18 protein-coding genes and 1 pseudogene are annotated in these 18,662 nt (G+C 40.8%); 11 read left to right on the forward strand and 8 right to left on the reverse strand.

Annotation, left to right across the window (positions count from 1 at the left end):
- Positions 1-21: 21 nt before the first annotated feature.
- A complete protein-coding gene (alaS, locus tag A7P54_RS11560; RefSeq protein ID WP_171549644.1) occupies positions 22-2,712 on the reverse strand; it encodes an alanine--tRNA ligase in 2,691 nt (896 codons plus the stop codon).
- 258 nt (positions 2,713-2,970) lie between these two features.
- Here alaS and A7P54_RS11565 point away from each other — a divergent pair, with 258 nt between their 5' ends.
- The 6 genes from A7P54_RS11565 (at position 2,971) to A7P54_RS11590 (ending at position 8,273) form a co-directional block, all read left to right on the forward strand.
- Positions 2,971-3,996 (forward strand): type I glyceraldehyde-3-phosphate dehydrogenase, encoded by a 1,026-nt coding sequence (locus A7P54_RS11565; RefSeq protein WP_171549645.1) that lies wholly within the window; start codon positions 2,971-2,973, stop codon positions 3,994-3,996.
- Positions 3,997-4,033: 37 nt separating this feature from the next.
- Positions 4,034-4,348, forward strand: a complete 315-nt coding sequence (locus tag A7P54_RS11570) for a hypothetical protein (protein WP_171549646.1) — start codon at positions 4,034-4,036, stop codon at positions 4,346-4,348.
- 64 nt (positions 4,349-4,412) lie between these two features.
- On the forward strand, positions 4,413-4,916 hold the full coding sequence (locus A7P54_RS11575; protein ID WP_171549647.1) for a GNAT family N-acetyltransferase: 504 nt from the start codon (positions 4,413-4,415) through the stop codon (positions 4,914-4,916).
- 415 nt (positions 4,917-5,331) lie between these two features.
- Positions 5,332-6,498 (forward strand): ATP phosphoribosyltransferase regulatory subunit, encoded by a 1,167-nt coding sequence (locus A7P54_RS11580; RefSeq protein ID WP_005211638.1) that lies wholly within the window; start codon positions 5,332-5,334, stop codon positions 6,496-6,498.
- 58 nt (positions 6,499-6,556) lie between these two features.
- Positions 6,557-7,876 carry an adenylosuccinate synthase gene (locus tag A7P54_RS11585; protein ID WP_004805984.1) on the forward strand — a complete coding sequence of 440 codons (1,320 nt, stop codon included), beginning with the start codon at positions 6,557-6,559 and terminating at the stop codon, positions 7,874-7,876.
- 76 nt (positions 7,877-7,952) lie between these two features.
- Positions 7,953-8,273, forward strand: coding sequence for a putative quinol monooxygenase (locus tag A7P54_RS11590; protein ID WP_171549648.1), 321 nt, complete (start codon positions 7,953-7,955; stop codon positions 8,271-8,273).
- A 320-nt stretch (positions 8,274-8,593) separates the two neighbouring features.
- Here A7P54_RS11590 and A7P54_RS18845 read toward each other — a convergent pair whose 3' ends face one another.
- Positions 8,594-9,604, reverse strand: a complete 1,011-nt coding sequence (locus A7P54_RS18845) for a WYL domain-containing protein (protein WP_151715747.1) — start codon at positions 9,602-9,604, stop codon at positions 8,594-8,596.
- A gap of 212 nt (positions 9,605-9,816) precedes the next feature.
- On the opposite strand from A7P54_RS18845, the gene A7P54_RS11600 reads away from it, so the two are divergent.
- The 4 genes from A7P54_RS11600 (at position 9,817) to A7P54_RS11615 (ending at position 13,569) form a co-directional block, all read left to right on the forward strand.
- Positions 9,817-11,367, forward strand: coding sequence for a circularly permuted type 2 ATP-grasp protein (locus A7P54_RS11600; protein WP_171549649.1), 1,551 nt, complete (start codon positions 9,817-9,819; stop codon positions 11,365-11,367).
- A gap of 72 nt (positions 11,368-11,439) precedes the next feature.
- Complete coding sequence (locus tag A7P54_RS11605) at positions 11,440-12,042, forward strand: alpha-E domain-containing protein (RefSeq protein ID WP_171549650.1); 603 nt, start codon at positions 11,440-11,442, stop codon at positions 12,040-12,042.
- The gene (locus A7P54_RS11610; protein ID WP_171549651.1) at positions 12,039-12,818 is read left to right on the forward strand and encodes a transglutaminase family protein; all 780 of its coding nucleotides are present in this window, start codon (positions 12,039-12,041) and stop codon (positions 12,816-12,818) included. The genes A7P54_RS11605 and A7P54_RS11610 overlap by 4 nt, the downstream gene beginning before the upstream one ends.
- Before the next feature lie 16 nt (positions 12,819-12,834).
- Positions 12,835-13,569 (forward strand): proteasome-type protease, encoded by a 735-nt coding sequence (locus A7P54_RS11615; protein ID WP_171549652.1) that lies wholly within the window; start codon positions 12,835-12,837, stop codon positions 13,567-13,569.
- A gap of 55 nt (positions 13,570-13,624) precedes the next feature.
- Here A7P54_RS11615 and A7P54_RS11620 read toward each other — a convergent pair whose 3' ends face one another.
- The 4 genes and pseudogenes from A7P54_RS11620 to A7P54_RS11635 form a co-directional block, all read right to left on the reverse strand.
- Positions 13,625-14,095 (reverse strand): DoxX family protein, encoded by a 471-nt coding sequence (locus A7P54_RS11620; RefSeq protein WP_171549653.1) that lies wholly within the window; start codon positions 14,093-14,095, stop codon positions 13,625-13,627.
- Positions 14,096-14,156: 61 nt separating this feature from the next.
- The gene (alr, locus tag A7P54_RS11625; protein WP_171549654.1) at positions 14,157-15,230 is read right to left on the reverse strand and encodes an alanine racemase; all 1,074 of its coding nucleotides are present in this window, start codon (positions 15,228-15,230) and stop codon (positions 14,157-14,159) included.
- Between the two features lie 57 nt (positions 15,231-15,287).
- Entirely contained in the window at positions 15,288-16,733 is a 1,446-nt protein-coding gene (gene dnaB / locus A7P54_RS11630; RefSeq protein WP_004806002.1) for a replicative DNA helicase, read from the reverse strand.
- A 120-nt stretch (positions 16,734-16,853) separates the two neighbouring features.
- Positions 16,854-17,189: pseudogene (locus A7P54_RS11635) on the reverse strand (helix-turn-helix domain-containing protein).
- Positions 17,190-17,321: 132 nt separating this feature from the next.
- Between A7P54_RS11635 and A7P54_RS11640 the strand changes: the two are divergent.
- Positions 17,322-17,876, forward strand: a complete 555-nt coding sequence (locus tag A7P54_RS11640; protein WP_005204713.1) for an NAD(P)H-dependent oxidoreductase — start codon at positions 17,322-17,324, stop codon at positions 17,874-17,876.
- A gap of 92 nt (positions 17,877-17,968) precedes the next feature.
- Here the strand turns inward: A7P54_RS11640 and rplI are convergent, their stop codons facing one another.
- Positions 17,969-18,415: a 50S ribosomal protein L9 gene (rplI, locus tag A7P54_RS11645; RefSeq protein ID WP_004654410.1), complete on the reverse strand. Its 447-nt coding sequence runs from the start codon at positions 18,413-18,415 to the stop codon at positions 17,969-17,971.
- A 12-nt stretch (positions 18,416-18,427) separates the two neighbouring features.
- The gene (rpsR, locus tag A7P54_RS11650) at positions 18,428-18,655 is read right to left on the reverse strand and encodes a 30S ribosomal protein S18 (RefSeq protein ID WP_000090661.1); all 228 of its coding nucleotides are present in this window, start codon (positions 18,653-18,655) and stop codon (positions 18,428-18,430) included.
- Between the last annotated feature and the right edge of the window lie 7 nt (positions 18,656-18,662).

An 18,662-nucleotide genomic window follows, 5' to 3' on the forward strand; every position in this document is an offset into this window, starting at 1 on the left:
TACACAAAAGTGAAGTCTTTATTATTGCGCAAGCCAAGCAGGTAATGCTGCGATGACTTGATCAAACTTCTCGTTAAGTGGCGCGCCACCTTGTGCTAAGTCAGGTTTACCACCACCTTTACCACCCAGCTCTTGAGCCAAGTGTTTGATGATGTCACCTGCTTTTAGAGTTGCAGCGTATTGTTTAGCGACGGAAGCGATTAAACTCACTTTATCACCTTCAACACCAGCTAAAATAATGACTGCATCTTCTAATTTTGATTTTACGCTGTCATGAAGATTGCGTAATGATTTGGCATCTAAACCTTTTACCGATGTGATAAGCGTTTGACGACCCGCAATTTCTTTCACTTGATCTAAAAGCTCAGCCGCTTGGAAGCTGGCTAACTTTTGATTCAATTGTTCGATTTGCTTTTGTAGGCTAGAAGCAGTTTCAACAATTGCTTCAACTTTCTCTACAGTTTGGTCTTTTTGCGCTTTCAATAAACCGTTAATGATTTGGATATCTGTTTCTGCTTTTTGAACCACTTCAAGCGCTTTGGTGCCAGTCACGGCTTCAATACGACGAACGCCAGCAGCAACACCACCTTCAGAAGTGATTTTAAATAGACCAATATCACCTGTACGCTTAACGTGAATACCACCACAAAGTTCGATAGAGAAGTTTTTCTCTTCAATAATAGAACCCATAGACAGCACGCGAACTTCTTCGCCATACTTCTCACCGAATAGCATCATTGCGCCTTTGGCTTTTGCTGATTCAATATCAAGTAATTCAGTTGTTACAGGACTGTTCGCAATGACTTCAGCATTGACTAAACGCTCAATCTGTTGCAATTGTTCAAACGAAACAGGTTGGTCATTGGCAAAGTCAAAACGTAAAATATCGCTGGCAACCAAAGAACCTTTTTGTTGTACATGCTCACCAAGAATCTGACGTAAAGCCGCATGTAGAAGGTGAGTCGCTGAGTGATTACGCGCTGTTGCTGCACGAATGTCTGCTTTAACCGTTGCTTCAACATTTTGAGTGGCTTTGAGGCTACCCATGGTCACGATACCTTGATGGACAAATGCGCCACCAGATTTTTTGGTATCTTGAACTTCGAAAATACCTGTATCGTTTTTGAAGATACCTGTGTCACCGATTTGACCACCGCTTTCTGCATAGAAAGGGGTTTGGTTCAATACGATAAGCGCTTCATCACCTTCGTTGATTTCATCAACTTGAATGCCATCTTTATAGATTGCAACAATTTGACCTTGGCCTTGAGTTGCATCATAGCCGTCAAATTGAGTTTCACCTTCAACTTTAACAATGCTGTTGTAGTCAACTGCAAACTTACCTGCATCACGTGCACGTTGACGCTGAGCAGCCATTTCAACTTCGAAGCCAGCTTCGTCAATAGTAAGATCACGTTCACGTGCGATATCAGCTGTTAAATCTGTTGGGAAGCCGTAAGTATCGTAAAGTTTAAATACGGTTTCACCAGCAATCACATTGCCTTTCAGTTGTGCTAATTCACCTTCTAACAACTTCAAGCCTTGCTCAAGTGTTTTCGCGAATTGCTCTTCTTCTTTAAGAAGCTGTGCTTCGATGCGTGCTTGCTGCGCTGCAAGTTCAGGATAGGCATCGCCCATCACTTCAATTAGCGGTTGTAACATCTTATAGAAGAATGAACCTGTTGCACCTAACTTGTTACCATGACGCACGGCACGACGAATAATACGACGTAGCACATAACCACGACCTTCATTTGAAGGGTTAACACCGTCAGCAATCAAGAATGAACATGAACGCGCATGGTCAGCAATCACTTTTAACGATGCAGGATATTCAACTGGTTTATTTTGTGCTTTTGCTTCAGCCTCAATTGCAGTGGTATCTAAACCAATGATTTCAGCAGCTGCTTTTAATAAGTGTTGGAACAGGTCAATTTCATAGTTTGAATTGACATGTTGCAGTACAGCCGAAATACGCTCCAAGCCCATACCTGTATCAACAGAAGGTGCTGGAAGAGGGTGCATGACACCATCCGCAGTACGGTTGAACTGCATGAAAACGTTGTTCCAGATTTCGATGAAACGGTCACCATCTTCTTCTGGAGTACCTGGTAAGCCACCCCAGATATGGTCACCATGGTCATAGAAAATTTCAGAACATGGACCACAAGGACCTGTGTCACCCATTGCCCAGAAGTTATCTGATGCGTATTGGCCACCTTTGTTATCGCCAATACGGATAATACGTTCAGCATCGATACCGATTTCTTTGTTCCAGATATCAAATGCTTCATCATCGGTATGATAAACCGTGACATATAAACGATCTTTCGGTAAGCCTAACCACTGTTCGCTGGTCAAAAATTCCCAAGCAAATTTCAGTGCATTTTGTTTGAAATAATCACCGAAAGAGAAGTTGCCTAACATTTCAAAGAACGTGTGGTGACGCGCTGTATAACCTACGTTGTCGAGGTCATTATGTTTACCGCCGGCACGGACACATTTTTGAGATGAAACAGCACGAACATAGTCGCGCTTTTCTAAACCTAAGAAACAATCTTTAAACTGGTTCATACCAGCATTGGTAAACAGCAAAGTTGGGTCGTTGGCGGGAACGAGAGAACTCGAAGCGACACGTGTATGCCCTTGCGATTCGAAATAACGCAAAAATGCTTCACGGATTTCAGCTGATGTCATAAAGCGAGTACTCACAACCAAGACACTCCATAATTTTGAATTTGGCTATATGCAACAAGGTACGTTGTGTCTAACGATTCTACAATCGAACCCAGTGCGTGGCATAGATTTTAAAAGTGCTAAATTATAACGGAAAATACCTGCCTCACCAACGATTTTACAAGCAATATCATATAAAACTGTGTTTAAGCTAAAAATCTATATTCAACAATGCGCTTGATGTTTTACCATATAGCATAGAAAAGATGATGTTTTGATGAATAAGGACGCTACATGCAACGTATCGCTATCAATGGATTTGGTCGAATTGGTCGGAATGTATTACGTGCGTGGTTTGAGAGTCCTAAGCAATTTCAGTTTGATATTGTTGCCATTAATGACATCGCAGATGTGCAGACCTTGGTGCATTTGTTCAAATACGATACCACGCATGGTCGTTTTGCAGGTCAAGTTGAAATTCAAATTGAAAATCAACATATTTTTTTGAATATCCAGTCCAATCAACGTCAGTTAAAACTACAAGTCTTTAAGCAGGCTCAGCCAGAATTATTGCCTTGGGCCGACTTAGATATTGATGTGGTGCTTGAATGTACCGGTTTATTCCGTTCACGTGCTGATGCCACACGTCATGTTGAGGCAGGTGCGAAGCGTGTGATTATTGGTGCTGCGCCTTTTGATTCTGTGGACGCGGCGATTGTCTATGGTGTCAATCACAATGACGTAAAGGCCACAGATCAAATCATTTCCAGTGTCTCATGTACCACACAGGCCTTAGTCCCGTTGGTCAAAATTATTGATGATGCCTTTGGTATTAATACCGCATTAATGACAGAAATCCATGCGGTCACAGCAGATCAATCGGTATTAGATCATGCCCATCGGGATTTACGTCGCGCACGTGCATCTGGGCAAAATATTATTCCAACCACATCGAGTGCCTTGGGTGCATTGAAACAGGTCATGCCGAAAATGGAAGATCGGATTAATGGTTATTCGATTCGTGTACCGACCATTAATGTGGCTGCCATTGACCTCACTTTTGTTTCGCATTCACCGATTACTGTGCATAAAATCAATGAAGTTTTGAGCAAAGCGGCGCAATATGATTATGCGCAGATCATGCAAGTGACAGATGAAGATCTGGTTTCAAGTGATTTTAATCATTCGCCTTATTCTCTGATTGTGGATTTAACCCAAACCATGGTGGTGGGGCATCAAGCAAAAGTTTTTGCGTGGTATGATAATGAATGGGGATATGCAAATCGCTTGCTGGATTTGTGTGAAACTTTTTGTGATTAATGATTTAAATAATATAAAAATTAATTCGGAGTAGTGAATGACATTGATGTTGATTTGGGGATTTATTGCTATTTTATTAGCGGCGGTTGTATTTTTATTCTGGCTGCAGTTTAAAAATGTAGATGTACCAAACCAAGATGTTCAAGTTTTGCAACTTGAAGAGAAAGTGGTGCATCTAGAGTTACATCTGAAAAAGAGTTTGGAAATCATGCAAGATCTGGCCAAGAAGATGCATGTGCAACAAGAGGTTCTAGATCGAACTGTGGCAAATATTGCTGCCTTAGAAAAACAAAATGTTGAAATGGTGAATTTGCTAGAAATCGTAGTAAAAGGCGGCAAAGGAACTGAATAAATATTAAGCTAATTCTAAGAGTCTTTTATAAAAATTCAGATTCGCGATAAGTTCGAGGTATTGAATGAGTTCAAACTTGGATGAATTGGTGGTGCGTCTCACAGCCGAGGAGGATTGGGAAATCCTTAAAACCGTTCGTTTAGAGTCGCTGCTTGATAGTCCAGATGTTTTCGCTGCTAATTATGCGACTACAGAGAAATATAGTGAATCAGAATGGCGTGACCGTGCCTCACAAAAGGCTAAATTTCAATATATTTTAGCAATTAAAGGGGGTCGGGCAATTGGGATTATTGGTGGAACTCAAAACGTTGTACATGAATTTAATGTGATCGCGATGTGGGTTAATCCTGTGTTTCGTGGCAGTGGAATAGCCGATCTGCTGATTTCTGCGATTAAGGATTTAGCAGTTGCTAAAGGTCATTCTAGGATTGTATTAAGCGTATCTCCAAAAAATCAGCGAGCAGTCAGTTTATATTCTAGACACGATTTTGTGTTTATACCTGAATGGGAATCTTTAGCCCTGAGTTCTGGTGAAAGAAGTCAAAAAATGGAATGTGTGATTTTTTAATATGAGCGAACAACAAGACCTTAAGGCGTTTCATTTATTTGGGGTAATCGCTGCTTAAAAGGTTCGGAATTTTAGACAGGCTGTTTTGCATTTAACTCCCAAGCAATCAATGTTGTAAAAATCAAACTTGATTAATTGCAAGCAGGGCAATAGTTCAGATGTTAGGCAGTTCTTAGGGACAAGAACATGGACTTATACTCTCAGTGATTAGTTTCAATCTATTGAATCTACTCGTTAATTTTTCTTACTTAGTGAAGTTGGTTGATCAATAAACCCGAAAGATTTATTCAAATTCGAAGGTGCATCACATAAATCTTCGTGCTACACTACGCTGAATCGGGCATTCACCCGATTTTTTTATGTGGTTGCTTTTTGTGTGGATGCTTCCACATTGAACAGATTTTAGGTTTGGAACATGGCCATTTCAGAGACATGGTTGCTCCCTGACGGGGTAGCAGATGTATTGCCAGAACAAGCGCAAGTTGTTGAAACCTTGCGTCGAGAAGCGTTAGATTTCCTCGCAGTTCGAGGTTATCAATTGGTGTATACGCCATTTATTGAATACATCGAATCGCTCTCGCTACTTTCAGAATCTAATCAAGATTTAGATTTAGTTACCTTCAAAGTTATTGATCAACTATCTGGTCGTTTACTCGGTGTGCGTGCGGATATGACGCCGCAAGTTGCGCGTATAGATGCTCATGTTCGACCAATTGAAGGTGTAGCACGTTATTGCTATGCAGGTTCAGTCTTGCATACCAAACCACAGAATTTCAATGCAACCCGTGCACCTTTGCAGTTAGGTGCAGAGTTGTATGGTCATGACAGCATCGAAGCAGATGTTGAAATGATCAACGTTATGTTGGCGTTAATTGAGCATACTCATACTTTAGAGGGCGCTCATTTAGATTTAGGTCATGTTGGTTTATTCCGTAGTCTGGTTAAACGCGCTGGCTTAAATAAAAATACCGAAAGTGAACTTTCTGATTTATATCAGCGTAAAGCTTTCCCAGAGTTAGAAGAATTCACGCAAGATTTAGCGATGGGTGCGGACTTTTATGCTTTAGGGCGTTATGCAAGCGACCTTGATGCATTAGAAACGCATTTAAGCCAAGATATTTTAAATGATGCGGATTTCAAAAATGCATTAGCTGCATTGAAATCTACATTAGCGCAAATTCAGTCACGTTGGTCGAATCTGAACATTGGGATAGATGTCGTTGAGTTACGCAGCTATCACTATCATACAGGTTTGATGTATGCCATTTATGCACCGAATCGTGCCGCACCACTGGCTCAAGGTGGTCGTTATGATGGTATTGGTGAGCATTTTGGGCGTGCGCGTCCAGCAACTGGATTTAGTTGTGACTTATATGCTTTAGGCGCGACACAGTTTGTAGAAATTGAAACTGTGGTTGCACCGAAAGGCAATGATCAAGATTTATTAAATGCAATTGCAGATGTACGTGGCAAAGGTTCACGTGTGGTGCAGTTGTTGGGTAATGATGATTTAAGCTCAGTGCCTTATGCGACCCATCAGTTGGTGTCTCAAAACGGGCAGTGGGTGATTGAAAAAATTTAATTGCCAAGTTTTTAAGACTTGGTTTCCAATTTTAACAGCATGATGTAATGAGGCTATTATGGGCAAAAATGTTGTGGTACTTGGTACCCAATGGGGCGACGAAGGAAAAGGTAAAATCGTCGACCTGCTCACAGATCAAGCGGCTGCGGTAGTTCGCTATCAAGGCGGACACAACGCAGGCCATACGCTTGTGGTAGGTGGTAAGAAGACTGTATTACACCTCATTCCATCAGGTATTTTACGTGAAAACGTATTGTGCTTAATCGGGAATGGTGTTGTTCTTTCTCCTGAAGCCTTGATTAAAGAAATGGCGATTTTGGAACAAGAAGGCGTACCTGTTAAAGAGCGTTTACGTATTTCTCCAAACTGTCCACTTATTTTGCCAAACCACATCGCGCTTGACCAAGCACGTGAGAAAAAACGTGGTAACGCGAAAATTGGTACAACTGGTCGCGGTATTGGCCCAGCTTACGAAGACAAAGTTGCACGTCGTGCTGTACGCGTAGCAGATTTGATTCGTGGTGGTGCTTTACTTGAAGAAAAACTCAAGGAAATGCTTGAGCTGCATAACTTCCAACTTTCTCAATTCTATGGCGTTGAAGAAGTTAAGTTTGAAGATGTACTTGCTCTTTGTGATGCATGGCGCGAAGTTCTTGCTCCATTAGTGATTGATGTAACGACTGTATTACATAATTACCGCAAAGAAGGTAAGGCAATCATGTTCGAAGGTGCGCAAGGTTCATTGCTTGACATCGATCATGGTACTTATCCATTTGTAACAAGCTCGAATACAACTGCTGGTGGCGTAAGCTCTGGTTCAGGTATGGGTCCATTGCATTTAGACTATGTATTGGGTATTACCAAAGCATATACAACACGTGTAGGTGCAGGTCCGTTCCCAACTGAGTTGCATTATGATGCAGCAACAGATACAGGTGATGCGATTGGTCGTCACTTAGGTACAGTTGGTCATGAGTTTGGCGCGTCTACTGGCCGTCAACGTCGTTGTGGTTGGTTTGATGCTGAGATTTTACGTCGTTCGGTTGATGTGAACTCGTTATCTGGTATTTGCCTAACTAAGCTTGATGTATTAGATGGTTTAGAAGAAGTAAAAATCTGTGTGGGTTATGAAGATGTAGATTCTGGCTGTGCAGGTTCTTCTGATGCGATTTCATTCGAAAGCTTGAAACCGATCTATGAAACCATGCCGGGTTGGAGCGAGTCTACTGTCGGTTTGACTCAAATTGATCAACTTCCTGCAAATGCATTGGCCTATGTACGTCGTATTGAAACTTTAATTGGTTGCCCAATTGATATCGTTTCAACAGGTCCTGACCGTGCAGAAACAATCGTATTACGTCATCCATTTTCAGCATAAGCTGAATTGATGACAAAAAAGCTCTCATGAATTTGAGAGCTTTTTTTATGGGAAATATTTAGGGAGAGCGAGGTAAATGACCTTAAAACTGATTGCTGAAGACTATATCCAGCCAGACAAAATTGATGAGGTGTTAGCGCTTTATCAAGAGTTGGTAGAGAAAACTAAAGCCGAGGCAGGATGCATTGCTTATGATCTTTATCATGACCATAAACAAAAAGGGCATTTTGTTTTTATCGAAGAATGGGTTGATCGTGAAGCACTGGATTTACATGTACAGTCGGAGCATTTCCAGCAATTAGTGCCTCAGATTGATCAATATCAAATACAGGCTGGGCGTTTTACCCATTTGCATCGCTTCGAAGTTTTATTATCTGATAAAAAAGAAGATGGATAAGTTGATCTTGACGTAAAGATCAGTGATAGCAAAAAATTAGATTTTGATTCCAATCTTTGTTATTTCACAGTCTAAAAAATCCTCGTTATAGTGATTCTACGTTCAAACAAAGAGGGTTTTACCATGACTAAAAAGAGAATCCGCTACAATGGCTATGAATTAGCGTGCCGATGTTAATTTAAATCTAAGCGCTTAAAAAGGTACAAACCAATTTTGATCAAGGCGGGGAGAGAGGTTGGTTTGAACATTTAAAGAATAAAAATAATACTGAGTGTTTGATAATAAAATTTATAAAAAAGAGAACCTAAAGGTTCTCTTTTTTATTGGGGTTGTTCTTCAATCTCTTTCACTGCGTTATAAACGGCAGCGGGTTCAATATTCAGCATTTTTTTACCAAAACTTCTCAGCCACCACACCAGTTGAGAGGTAAATGGGACTGTTGCAGAGACTTCGACAATATTTTCTTCCAGATGTTGGATGATTTGATCCTTACTCAGCTGGCTTTCATAGAAACTCTTGGCCGTACTCTCGGTCATGGTTAGTTTTAAATGAATTTGTTCGGTTGGCTTGCTGTAGTCAACCCGGAAACCCAATGCACCTGATTCAATATAATTATCAATTTCAAAGTTCACAGGATGTAAGGCACGACTTTCCAATACCGTTGCTGCTTTAAAGCGGTGCAAGGCGAAGGTTTGTACTTCGGTTTTATCATTTCGGGTACAGATTAAATAAATCACTGCACCTTTTTGAACCAAAGCCAGAGGATTGAGGATATAGGTCTTATCTTCGCCTTGATGGGTACGGGCGCGATAAATACATTCGATCTGTTTGTCTTGTAATAAACCTTCATAAATCGCTTGTTGTGCATGTTTGTCGACAACAGGCGGAATCAAGGGTTGTGTCGCCGGTACAATACGAACACGGTTGATCCATTGTCGAACATTATTTTGTGTCGATAGGCTACGTTTGGCCAAATCAAACCAAGGTGTCATTTCTTCTAATAAACTTGGTGGAAGCAAGTGACGTAAATGCTCTTCGACCATCATAAACGTAACTGCTTGCGAGCTGGTCATGTGGGGCAAGCTTTGAATTGGTGCATCTGAACGCCAACGCCAGCCTTGTGGTACGGTTTTATTGCTCTCGATTGGGAAACGCTGTGCAATTTGATTTAAATCACGCTGAATGGTACGCAGACTGATATCAATGCCTTCGCGTTCTAGTATTTCTTGTAATTCGCGGGTGCCCATCCATTTCCCTGTAGAAAGGCGGGATAAGATTTGCCATTGGCGATAAAGGCTATTGGATGTTTCTTTTTCTTGTATGGATGACATAAGCGAAATACATAATTCAATGGTCTAAAGCAGACACAATAAAAAAACTATACTTAATTATCAAGTCCATCCTATCTAGATTACGTATTTACGACTGAAATGACCCTAGTTTTGCTTAAATATTCTAAGTCTGGTTGAAAATTGATCATTTTGTATAAGTGGCATTGAAATTGCTTCCTTTAGATATAAATAAATGATGAGACGAGGTTTCTATGTCAGAACAAGAACACAACCTACATATCAGCACAGATTATTACGCACCAGAACCCAATCCAGCGGCGTCCGTTGATACCTCTACATTTATTTCACAGCTCAATGTGACTACCAATTTATTTGAGCAACTTAAATCACAATTTTTCAATGAAATGTTAGATGACAAAAGTTTTAACGGTGAAGCGTCCAAAAAAATTGAGCAATGGTTGAGTATTCGTAGTCTTGACGATTTAAAAACACTAGAAGCACAAGCAAAACAGCATTTCTTATATCAAGGCATTACTTTTAATGTTTATGGTGATCAGGAGGGTGCTGAGCGTACCATTCCTTATGATCTGATACCGCGTGTGATTGAAAAGAAGCAATGGGAAAAGATCGCGACGGGCTGCGCACAACGAGTCAAAGCATTAAATTTATTTCTAGATGATATTTATCATGGACAGCATATTTTAAAAGAAGGTTTGATTCCCGCAGAACAAGTGATTGCGCACGAAGCATTTCAACCCCATATGTTAAAGCACCAGTTGAAAGGCAAGGTTTATTCACAAATTAGTGGCATCGATATCATCCGTGACGGGCAAGGCGATTTCTTTGTGTTGGAAGATAACCTACGTACACCATCAGGTGTGTCTTATATGCTGGAAAGTCGCAAAATCAGTCAGAAATTGATGCCAGATCTGTGTAGCAGTAATAATTTACAGGGGATTGAGCAATATCCAAGTCTGTTAAGAGCAATTCTCGAAGAAAATGCTTATGTCGATCAGCCATTAATTGTGGTGCTAACACCTGGGCGTTTTAACAGTGCCTATTATGAACATTCATTTCTAGCGCGTGAAATGGATGTACCACTGGTAAGCAGTCGAGATCTGTATGTAGAAGATGATAAGGTTTTCGTCAAAACTATTCGTGGTCGCCAACAGGTAGACGTCATCTATCGCCGTGTTGATGATGAATTCTTAGATCCTCTTAGTTTCAGACCTGACAGCACTTTGGGTGTACCTGGCCTGATGTCTGCCTATCTACAGCATAATGTTGTGATTGCCAATGCACCGGGAACAGGAGTGGCAGATGACAAGTCGATTTATCCCTATGTCGATCAAATGATTCAGTTTTATTTAGGTGAAGTACCTATTTTGAATAATGTGCCAACTTATCAATGTCGAGAGGCGGAACAACTGGACTATGTGCTCAGTAACTTAGAAAAATTAGTGGTGAAAGAAGCACAAGGCTCAGGTGGTTATGGCATGTTGATTGGTCCTCAAGCAGATCAACAACAGATCGATTGCTTTAGACAGAAATTAATCGAGACACCACATTTATATATTGCACAACCGACTTTGGCACTTTCCGTCGCTCCAACCATGACAGCAGAAGGTGTTGCTGAGCGACATATTGATTTAAGACCTTTTGTACTCAGCTCACCTTATCGCACTGAAATTGTGCCGGGTGGCTTAACACGTGTTGCCATGCAAGCAGGCTCTCTCGTGGTGAACTCTTCTCAAGGTGGTGGAATTAAAGATACATGGGTGGTTGAAACATTACGTTCCTGAATCATATCCACAGCCCGAAGATGATAACAACGCGGGCTGTGAGATTGAATATTAAGAAAAGGGAGGAGATTTATGCTTTTACTTAGCTCAAGTGCTCAACATATTTATTGGTTAGGACGTTATTTATTCCGTATTGGTCATGTGGCAGGACATTTACCTTTTGATGATAATTTTCAGGCATCAGAATTTGCACAGGCACTTTGTTTGCATATTGATGATGCAGAAAATTTGAATCAATTTATGTTAGATCGTCAGCAGCCTTATTCTTTATTGAGTCAGCTTGAGATTGCACGGGACAATATTCAGGAGTTGAGGGGATTATTAACCGCACAGGCGTATGCAGAACTTAATTATCTGATCAAAAATGTGGCAGCAGATGGGTTGGCTATTCAGGATGTAGTGCAAAGCTGTTGCGACATTCTGAAAGCTGAGCAAGAAGATATTTTTCTATTTTTTCATATTGGGCAATGTATTGAGCAAATTGATACCTATTTCAGATTTCAACACAATACCCATGCTGTTTTTGATGCAATTGATCCAACCATTGAGCGGCTATATCATTTGGGATGGCAAGACTTACAACCGTGTTGGGAGACATTAAAAGAACAGCCATATTTAAATCAGTTTTATGCATTTACCTATAAATTGGAAAATCAATTTGAGGCATCCTCATGAAACTCATGGTGAATCACCAAACGCATTATCAATATACTGAGATTGCGCGGAACAGTGTCCAATCCATCAAAATGATGCCACAAAGTTCACGGCATCAGAGTGTAGAGAATTGGCATATTAGTGTGCCAGGACAGTATTCGTGTCAACGTGATGCGTTTAATAACCTATGGATTACCGCAACGCAACGCCATGATTATCGTTATTTGACCATCATGGCACAGGGTGTAGTGGATTTGCATGCGACTGAGTTAGGTTATTTTGAGACAGATGTTTCAGCATTACTGTTTTTACAACGCACGACAATGACCTGCTGTGACCTGACCATGACGGATTTTGCGCATTCGATTGTTACTGTAAAAGACCGCCATCATTTGATTGTTTTATCAGAAAAAATCTTACAACAAGTTCCATATCAACCTGAAAGCACCTCGGTTACGACCTCAGCTATTGATGCCTTTTATGCGGGTCAAGGAGTGTGCCAAGACCACGCACATATATTAATTGCCATGTGTCGTGCGTTACAATTACCTGCACGTTACGTTTCGGGCTATATCTACGATGAAAATCAGCCACACCTCGCCAGTCATGCATGGGCAGAAGTTTTTGTGGATAATGAGTGGTATTGTTTCGATGTAAGTAACCAGATATTTACACCCCAAAACCATATATACGTTGCAGTTGGACGTGATTATTTAGATGTGGCGCCTGTTCGTGGTATTCGTGAGCAAGGCGGGGTAGAAAGTATGATGTCTGTGGTGCAGGTTTTGGCGTGTTGAAAGTAAAGAGAGAAAGATGACCTATTGTTGCGCATTAAGATTAGAGCAGGGTTTGGTATTGATTAGTGATACCCGAACCAATGCAGGGGTCGATCATATTTCTGTATTTCGTAAGTTGCATACCTTTGGTGTTGAAGGTGAACGTTTTATTGCTTTGCAAACAGCGGGTAATTTGGCGACGACTCAAGCCGTGATTGGGCATTTGCAGAATGCATTGGCTTTGCATCAAGAGCCGAATTTGTATAGTGCCAATACCATGTTTGAAGTGGCTGAATTGGTAGGGAAAACCTTACGTAAAGTGCTTGAAGATATTACCAGTGACACCCAAGAACAGATGAATTATTCGTGTAGCATCTTGGTCGGTGGGCAAATTCAAGGCGAAGAGATGCAGCTTTATAATGTTTATCCGCAAGGGAACTTTATTTGTGCAACGACTGATACACCGTATTTCCAAATTGGTGAAAGCAAATACGGCAAACCTATTTTAGACCGTGCTTTACACTACGATATGCCTTTGGATGATGCACTGCGCTGTTCACTCATTTCTTTTGATTCGACTTTGCGTTCCAACGTGTCAGTGGGTTTGCCTTTGGATGCTTTGGTTTATCATAAAGACAGTTTTAAAATTCCAGAAGGTAAGCGTATTGGTGAAGATGATCCTTACTTCACCCAGATCAGTAAACAATGGTCAGAGACTTTGCGCCGTGGTTTGCAAGAATTGCCAAAACCAACTGCTGACTATGGTTTATAACTTACGTTAAGCCTCTCTCAAAAGCACGTATAGATGTTTTTGAGAGAGCGTTATTCTAAGGTATCGGTCTGTTTTTACTTAGAATGCGATCCAGCGACAGCATGCTTGGTCGAGATGTAATCAGTATTGCAAGAATCAGCATATACAACAGGTCATGGATGTAGAAGAACCAACTGAGCCAGCTTATCGGATCTAAGCCACTTGGAATCGTATGAATCCCAAGCGTGTATAGTGCTGTCAGGCAGATCATAAACAAGAAAATACTACTGATCTGAGTAAATAATCCCAAAATCAGAAATAAACCTGCAAGCATTTCAGTCGCTGAAACAAAAGTACTCATGATTGCTGGAAATGGAATACCTGCATCGATGATTGTTTCCAGCATAATCAGTTTATTTTTTTCAACGAAAAGTTTATTGAAGCCTGTGGTGAAGAAAAAAATGCCGATCGAAATTCGGATCAAAAAGAGCACGAATTGCTGGATCGGCATTTTATACAGCGGATTATCATAAATCAGTTTGAGCATTCTGGATCTGAATGGTTAAAACCTTATTAGAGATAAAACACAAAAATTGATCAAGTAATGTTTAGTTATCTAATTGACGTATTGGGCGTTGGGTGAGGCGGCAAAGTAGCTCGTAGCCGATAGTTCCGTTTGCTGCTGCAACATCATCAACTAGGCGAGATTGGCCCCAAAGCTCAACTTTTGTGCCAATTTCTGCTTTAACATTGCTGATATCAATGGCGATCATATCCATGCTGACACGGCCGACTACAGGAACAAGTTGCTGATCGATGGCAACAAAGTTTTGCTCGATATACGCGCGTGGATAGCCGTCACCATAGCCAATCGAAACAATGGCAATTTGTGACGTACATGACGCTGAGTAGGTCGAGCCATAACCGACAAACTCACCTTGTTGAATCTGATTGAGGGCAATAATTTCGGCACTAAAAGTCATTACTGGCTTTAGATCGAGTTCATGTACATTGCGATCCGCGAAGGGTGATGCGCCGTAAAGCATGATGCCCGGACGAACAAAATCAAAATGCAGTTCAGGGTATTTATAAATCGCAGCAGAATTACAGCAAGATACCAAGATCGGTTCACAGGCTTGTTTTACCTGTAAGAATTGTTGCTTTTGTTGCTCATTTAAGGGGTGGTCTACGTCAGCATTGGCAAAATGCATGGCAAGTACACAGGTAAAACCTTCAGTTTTTAAACGTTGAATCACGTTAATGATTTCATCGACTTTGAAACCTAAACGGTTCATGCCGCTATTTAGTTTAACCCAAACCTTTAAACCCAACGCATTATAAGCAGCTTTATGTTGAATCAACCATTCTACTTGTTGTTTGTGATGTACGATGCATTCAAGTTTCTGCTCGATGACTTGCGTCATTTCATCTTCAGAAAATACACCTTCAATCAATGTAATCGGCTGAGTGTATCCAAGTTGCCTGATCTCCAGTGCTTCTTCTAAACAGGCGACACCAAAAGCGTCCGTGGCCTCTAAGGCGGCTAAACAGTTTTTGACTCCATGTCCATAAGCATTGGCTTTGACCATACTGACGATTTTTGAATGTGGAGCAAGTTGTTTAACACGGTTTAAATTATATTGCAGTGCTGTACTGTCAATATAAACTGTTGCTTGGCGCACCCTGAGTTCTCCTTTGGGTCGACTTGGATTGTATATAAAATAGAAATAGTTTGAATGTTATTCGTCATCTTCATACTGAGCATAGAACTCAGGTGAGAGATTACTAAAACGCGTATATTGACCTTCAAATGCGAGACGTACGCTACCAATTGGACCGTTACGTTGCTTACCGATAATGATTTCAGCAGTACCAGCTTCTTTAGATTCTTTGTTATAGACTTCATCACGGTAAATAAACATGATCAAGTCGGCATCCTGCTCGATCGCACCCGATTCACGTAAGTCTGACATTACTGGGCGTTTGTTTGGTCGGTTCTCCAAACTACGGTTAAGCTGAGACAGTGCAATTACAGGGCATTGCATTTCTTTGGCCAAAGCTTTTAAGCTTCGTGAAATTTCCGAGATCTCGCCGACACGGTTATCGCCCATACCAGGGACTTTCATCAACTGTAAGTAATCGACCATGATACAGCCGATTTTACCGTCATGCATTTTAGCCACACGGCGCGCACGTGCACGTAGTTCGGTTGGCGGCAGGGCAGATGAGTCATCGATATAGAGATGCATTTCTTGTAGCTGAAGAATGGTCCCAGTGACTTTGGTCCATTCGTCTGCATCGAGATTACCTGAACGTAGATGACCCTGATGGACTTTACCCATTGCTGAAATCAAACGCATGGCAATCGAGTCTGCTGGCATCTCCATCGAGAATACGAGAGCCGGTAGGCGGTTGTATTGCAGTACACTTTCAACCAAGTTCATGGCGAACGTGGTTTTACCCATCGATGGACGTGCTGCAACAATAATCAAATCTCCCGCCTGCATCCCTGATGTTTTATTATCAAGCTCTAAGAAGCCTGTGGTTAAACCAGTAATGTTGCCATCTAGTTTAGACAGTTCATCTAATTTGGTGATAACGTCAGCAGTCACAGAGCTGATTGATTTTGGCCCAGAATCTTTTTTATTGTTGTTGTGCTGTTCTGCCAAAGAGAAAATACTGGTTTCTGCTAAATCAAGAATTTCGCTGACTGGACGACCTTTGGTGTCATAGGCATTTTGTAAAATATCACTGCTGATCTTGATCATGTTACGCAGAGTTGAGAACTCCTTGATTTTATTTGCATAAATTTCAAGATTGTAGAAGCTTGAAGGTGAATCTGCCATCAATTGCATCAGATATTCTTCACCACCAATTGCATCTAACAGGTTTTGTTTGAGCAACCAGTCATTGACCAAAACAGCATCATACGGTGAGTTTTCCTGTGCCAGTTTTTCAATGGCACGATAAATATATTTGTGACGTGTCGCATAAAAATCATTTTCTTTAAGCAAGTCGCTGACTTGTTCAAATGATTCAGCAACCGTCATTAACGCTGCCAATACCGCTTGCTCAATTGCAAGATTGTGCGGTGGGGTACGGAATTCTTTTAGCTGACCTGAGTCACTCACTTTACTCTCTGTGTTTGGAGAATTTTTTGTAAAATTGGCATTCGCCTGTGACATAACAAGACCTAATAAAAAGATGAAACGATACCGAGTGACTATCTTAATCCAAATGGAGCGCATCGGCACAATTTAATTCAGTGAAAATTGTGTAAGTGGCGAAAAAGTGTGGTTTAGCAGTTAGAGCCGATTGGATGCACCCCATTGGCACATCATGTCTAATAATGGAATTAAGGACAGCCCACGTTCAGATAAACTGTATTCGACTTTGGGTGGAATTTGTGGATATTCCTTACGAATAATTAATTGGTCTCGTTCCATTTCTTTTAAAGTCAGACTTAAGGTTTTAAAAGAAACATTACCGATGGAGCGTTTTAACTCATTGAATCACATGATGGATTTATGCTGATAAAGCCAATACATGATAATCATTTTGTATTTGCCATTGATTAGGGAAAGCGTATATCCAAAATCTGTTTGCTCTAAGTCAATCTGGGGTGGGGCACAAGTTTCCATAATTTTTCCGACACTAACTTTTAGTCTAGTATATAACCATAATGACCGTACTTATATTATTTCTAGCATACTTCTATAATCTATTTCATATTGATTGCAGAAAGACACAGATGTCCGATGGGATGCTTTGAAATGAAGAAAACACTCGTGATTGTTGCTCACCCAGATATTGATAATGCTGTTATTAATAAACGTTGGATTGAGGAATTGAGTCAATATCCAGATGAATTCACGATTCATCAACTTTATCAGCACTACCCAGATGGTGTTATTGATGTCACAAGAGAACAAGCTTTGGTAGAAGCACATCAAAATCTGGTCTTTCAATTCCCGATCTATTGGTTTAACTGCCCACCGTTATTAAAGCAATGGTTAGATGATGTGCTGACTTATGGTTGGGCCTATGGTTCCGCAGGAAATCAATTAAGAGACAAGAAAATTACGCTTGCGGTCTCGGCGGGGATCAAAGAGAAAGACTATTCAACTGATGGACGATATCAATTTAGTTTAAAAGAATTGTGTTTACCATTTGAATTGACAGCCCGTTATGTAAAGGCAGATTACCAACCAATGTATGCTTTTTATGGAATGGATACCAATCCAGAACAAGGAGAGGCTCAACCTACGGGGAATGAAATCAATCAGAGTGCAGTGAATTATGTGAAATATTTATTAGAGATGCGCTAACTGCATTTTCAATGAATAGGAGTATTTAAGAAAACAAAAACAATAGACATAAAAAAAGAGCATGTAAAACATGCTCTTTTTCTTTGCAGAAATTACTCAGATACGATAGTAACGAGAACTTCAGCAACAACATCATGGTGCAATTGGATTGCGATGTTGAATTCACCAGTGTGACGAAGCGCACCGTTTGGTAAACGAACTTCTGCACGGTCTACAACAAGACCAGCATTAGTTAAAGCATCAGCGATGTCACGAGTACCGATAGAACCGAATAGTTTACCTTCGTCACCAGCTTTCGCAGTGATTACGATGTTAACTTCGTTCAATTGTTCAGCACGTGCATTCGCAGCAGCTAATACTTCAGCTTCTTGCTTCTCAAGTTCAGCACGACGAGCTTCAAAAGCAGCAGTGTTTGCTTCTGTTGCAGCTACAGCTTTACCTTGAGGGATCAAGAAGTTACGACCGTAGCCAGCTTTAACTGATACTTTGTCGCCTAATTTACCAAGGTTTTTAATGCGTTGTAATAAGATAACGTCCACAGCTCACCTCACTTACTTATGGTTGTCAGTGTACGGAATCAAAGACAAATAGCGAGCTTGTTTAATAGCTAACGCTAATTGACGTTGATAACGAGCTTTAGTACCTGTAATACGGCTAGGAACAATCTTGCCGTTTTCAGTGATGTACTGTTTTAATGTGTCGATATCTTTGTAGTCGATGTACGCAACATTCTCAGCTGTAAAGCGGCAGAACTTGCGACGACGGTAAAAACGTGCCATTGATGTT

Origin of the sequence: Acinetobacter sp. Ac_3412 (assembly GCF_013072675.1) — a bacterium.
GTDB classification, from domain to species: domain Bacteria; phylum Pseudomonadota; class Gammaproteobacteria; order Pseudomonadales; family Moraxellaceae; genus Acinetobacter; species Acinetobacter higginsii.

Excerpts from the sequence above, each read along its gene's own strand:
- A7P54_RS11565 (WP_171549645.1), top strand. The coding sequence starts at position 2,971 with ATGCAACGTATCGCTATCAATGGATTTGGTCGAATTGGTCGGAATGTA.
- A7P54_RS11570 (WP_171549646.1), top strand. The coding sequence starts at position 4,034 with ATGACATTGATGTTGATTTGGGGATTTATTGCTATTTTATTAGCGGCG.
- A7P54_RS11575 (WP_171549647.1), top strand. The coding sequence starts at position 4,413 with ATGAGTTCAAACTTGGATGAATTGGTGGTGCGTCTCACAGCCGAGGAG.
- A7P54_RS11580 (WP_005211638.1), top strand. The coding sequence starts at position 5,332 with ATGGCCATTTCAGAGACATGGTTGCTCCCTGACGGGGTAGCAGATGTA.
- A7P54_RS11585 (WP_004805984.1), top strand. The coding sequence starts at position 6,557 with ATGGGCAAAAATGTTGTGGTACTTGGTACCCAATGGGGCGACGAAGGA.
- A7P54_RS11590 (WP_171549648.1), top strand. The coding sequence starts at position 7,953 with ATGACCTTAAAACTGATTGCTGAAGACTATATCCAGCCAGACAAAATT.
- A7P54_RS18845 (WP_151715747.1), bottom strand. The coding sequence starts at position 9,604 with ATGTCATCCATACAAGAAAAAGAAACATCCAATAGCCTTTATCGCCAA.
- A7P54_RS11600 (WP_171549649.1), top strand. The coding sequence starts at position 9,817 with ATGTCAGAACAAGAACACAACCTACATATCAGCACAGATTATTACGCA.
- A7P54_RS11605 (WP_171549650.1), top strand. The coding sequence starts at position 11,440 with ATGCTTTTACTTAGCTCAAGTGCTCAACATATTTATTGGTTAGGACGT.
- A7P54_RS11610 (WP_171549651.1), top strand. The coding sequence starts at position 12,039 with ATGAAACTCATGGTGAATCACCAAACGCATTATCAATATACTGAGATT.
- A7P54_RS11615 (WP_171549652.1), top strand. The coding sequence starts at position 12,835 with ATGACCTATTGTTGCGCATTAAGATTAGAGCAGGGTTTGGTATTGATT.
- A7P54_RS11620 (WP_171549653.1), bottom strand. The coding sequence starts at position 14,095 with ATGCTCAAACTGATTTATGATAATCCGCTGTATAAAATGCCGATCCAG.
- dnaB (WP_004806002.1), bottom strand. The coding sequence starts at position 16,733 with ATGTCACAGGCGAATGCCAATTTTACAAAAAATTCTCCAAACACAGAG.
- A7P54_RS11640 (WP_005204713.1), top strand. The coding sequence starts at position 17,322 with ATGAAGAAAACACTCGTGATTGTTGCTCACCCAGATATTGATAATGCT.
- rpsR (WP_000090661.1), bottom strand. The coding sequence starts at position 18,655 with ATGGCACGTTTTTACCGTCGTCGCAAGTTCTGCCGCTTTACAGCTGAG.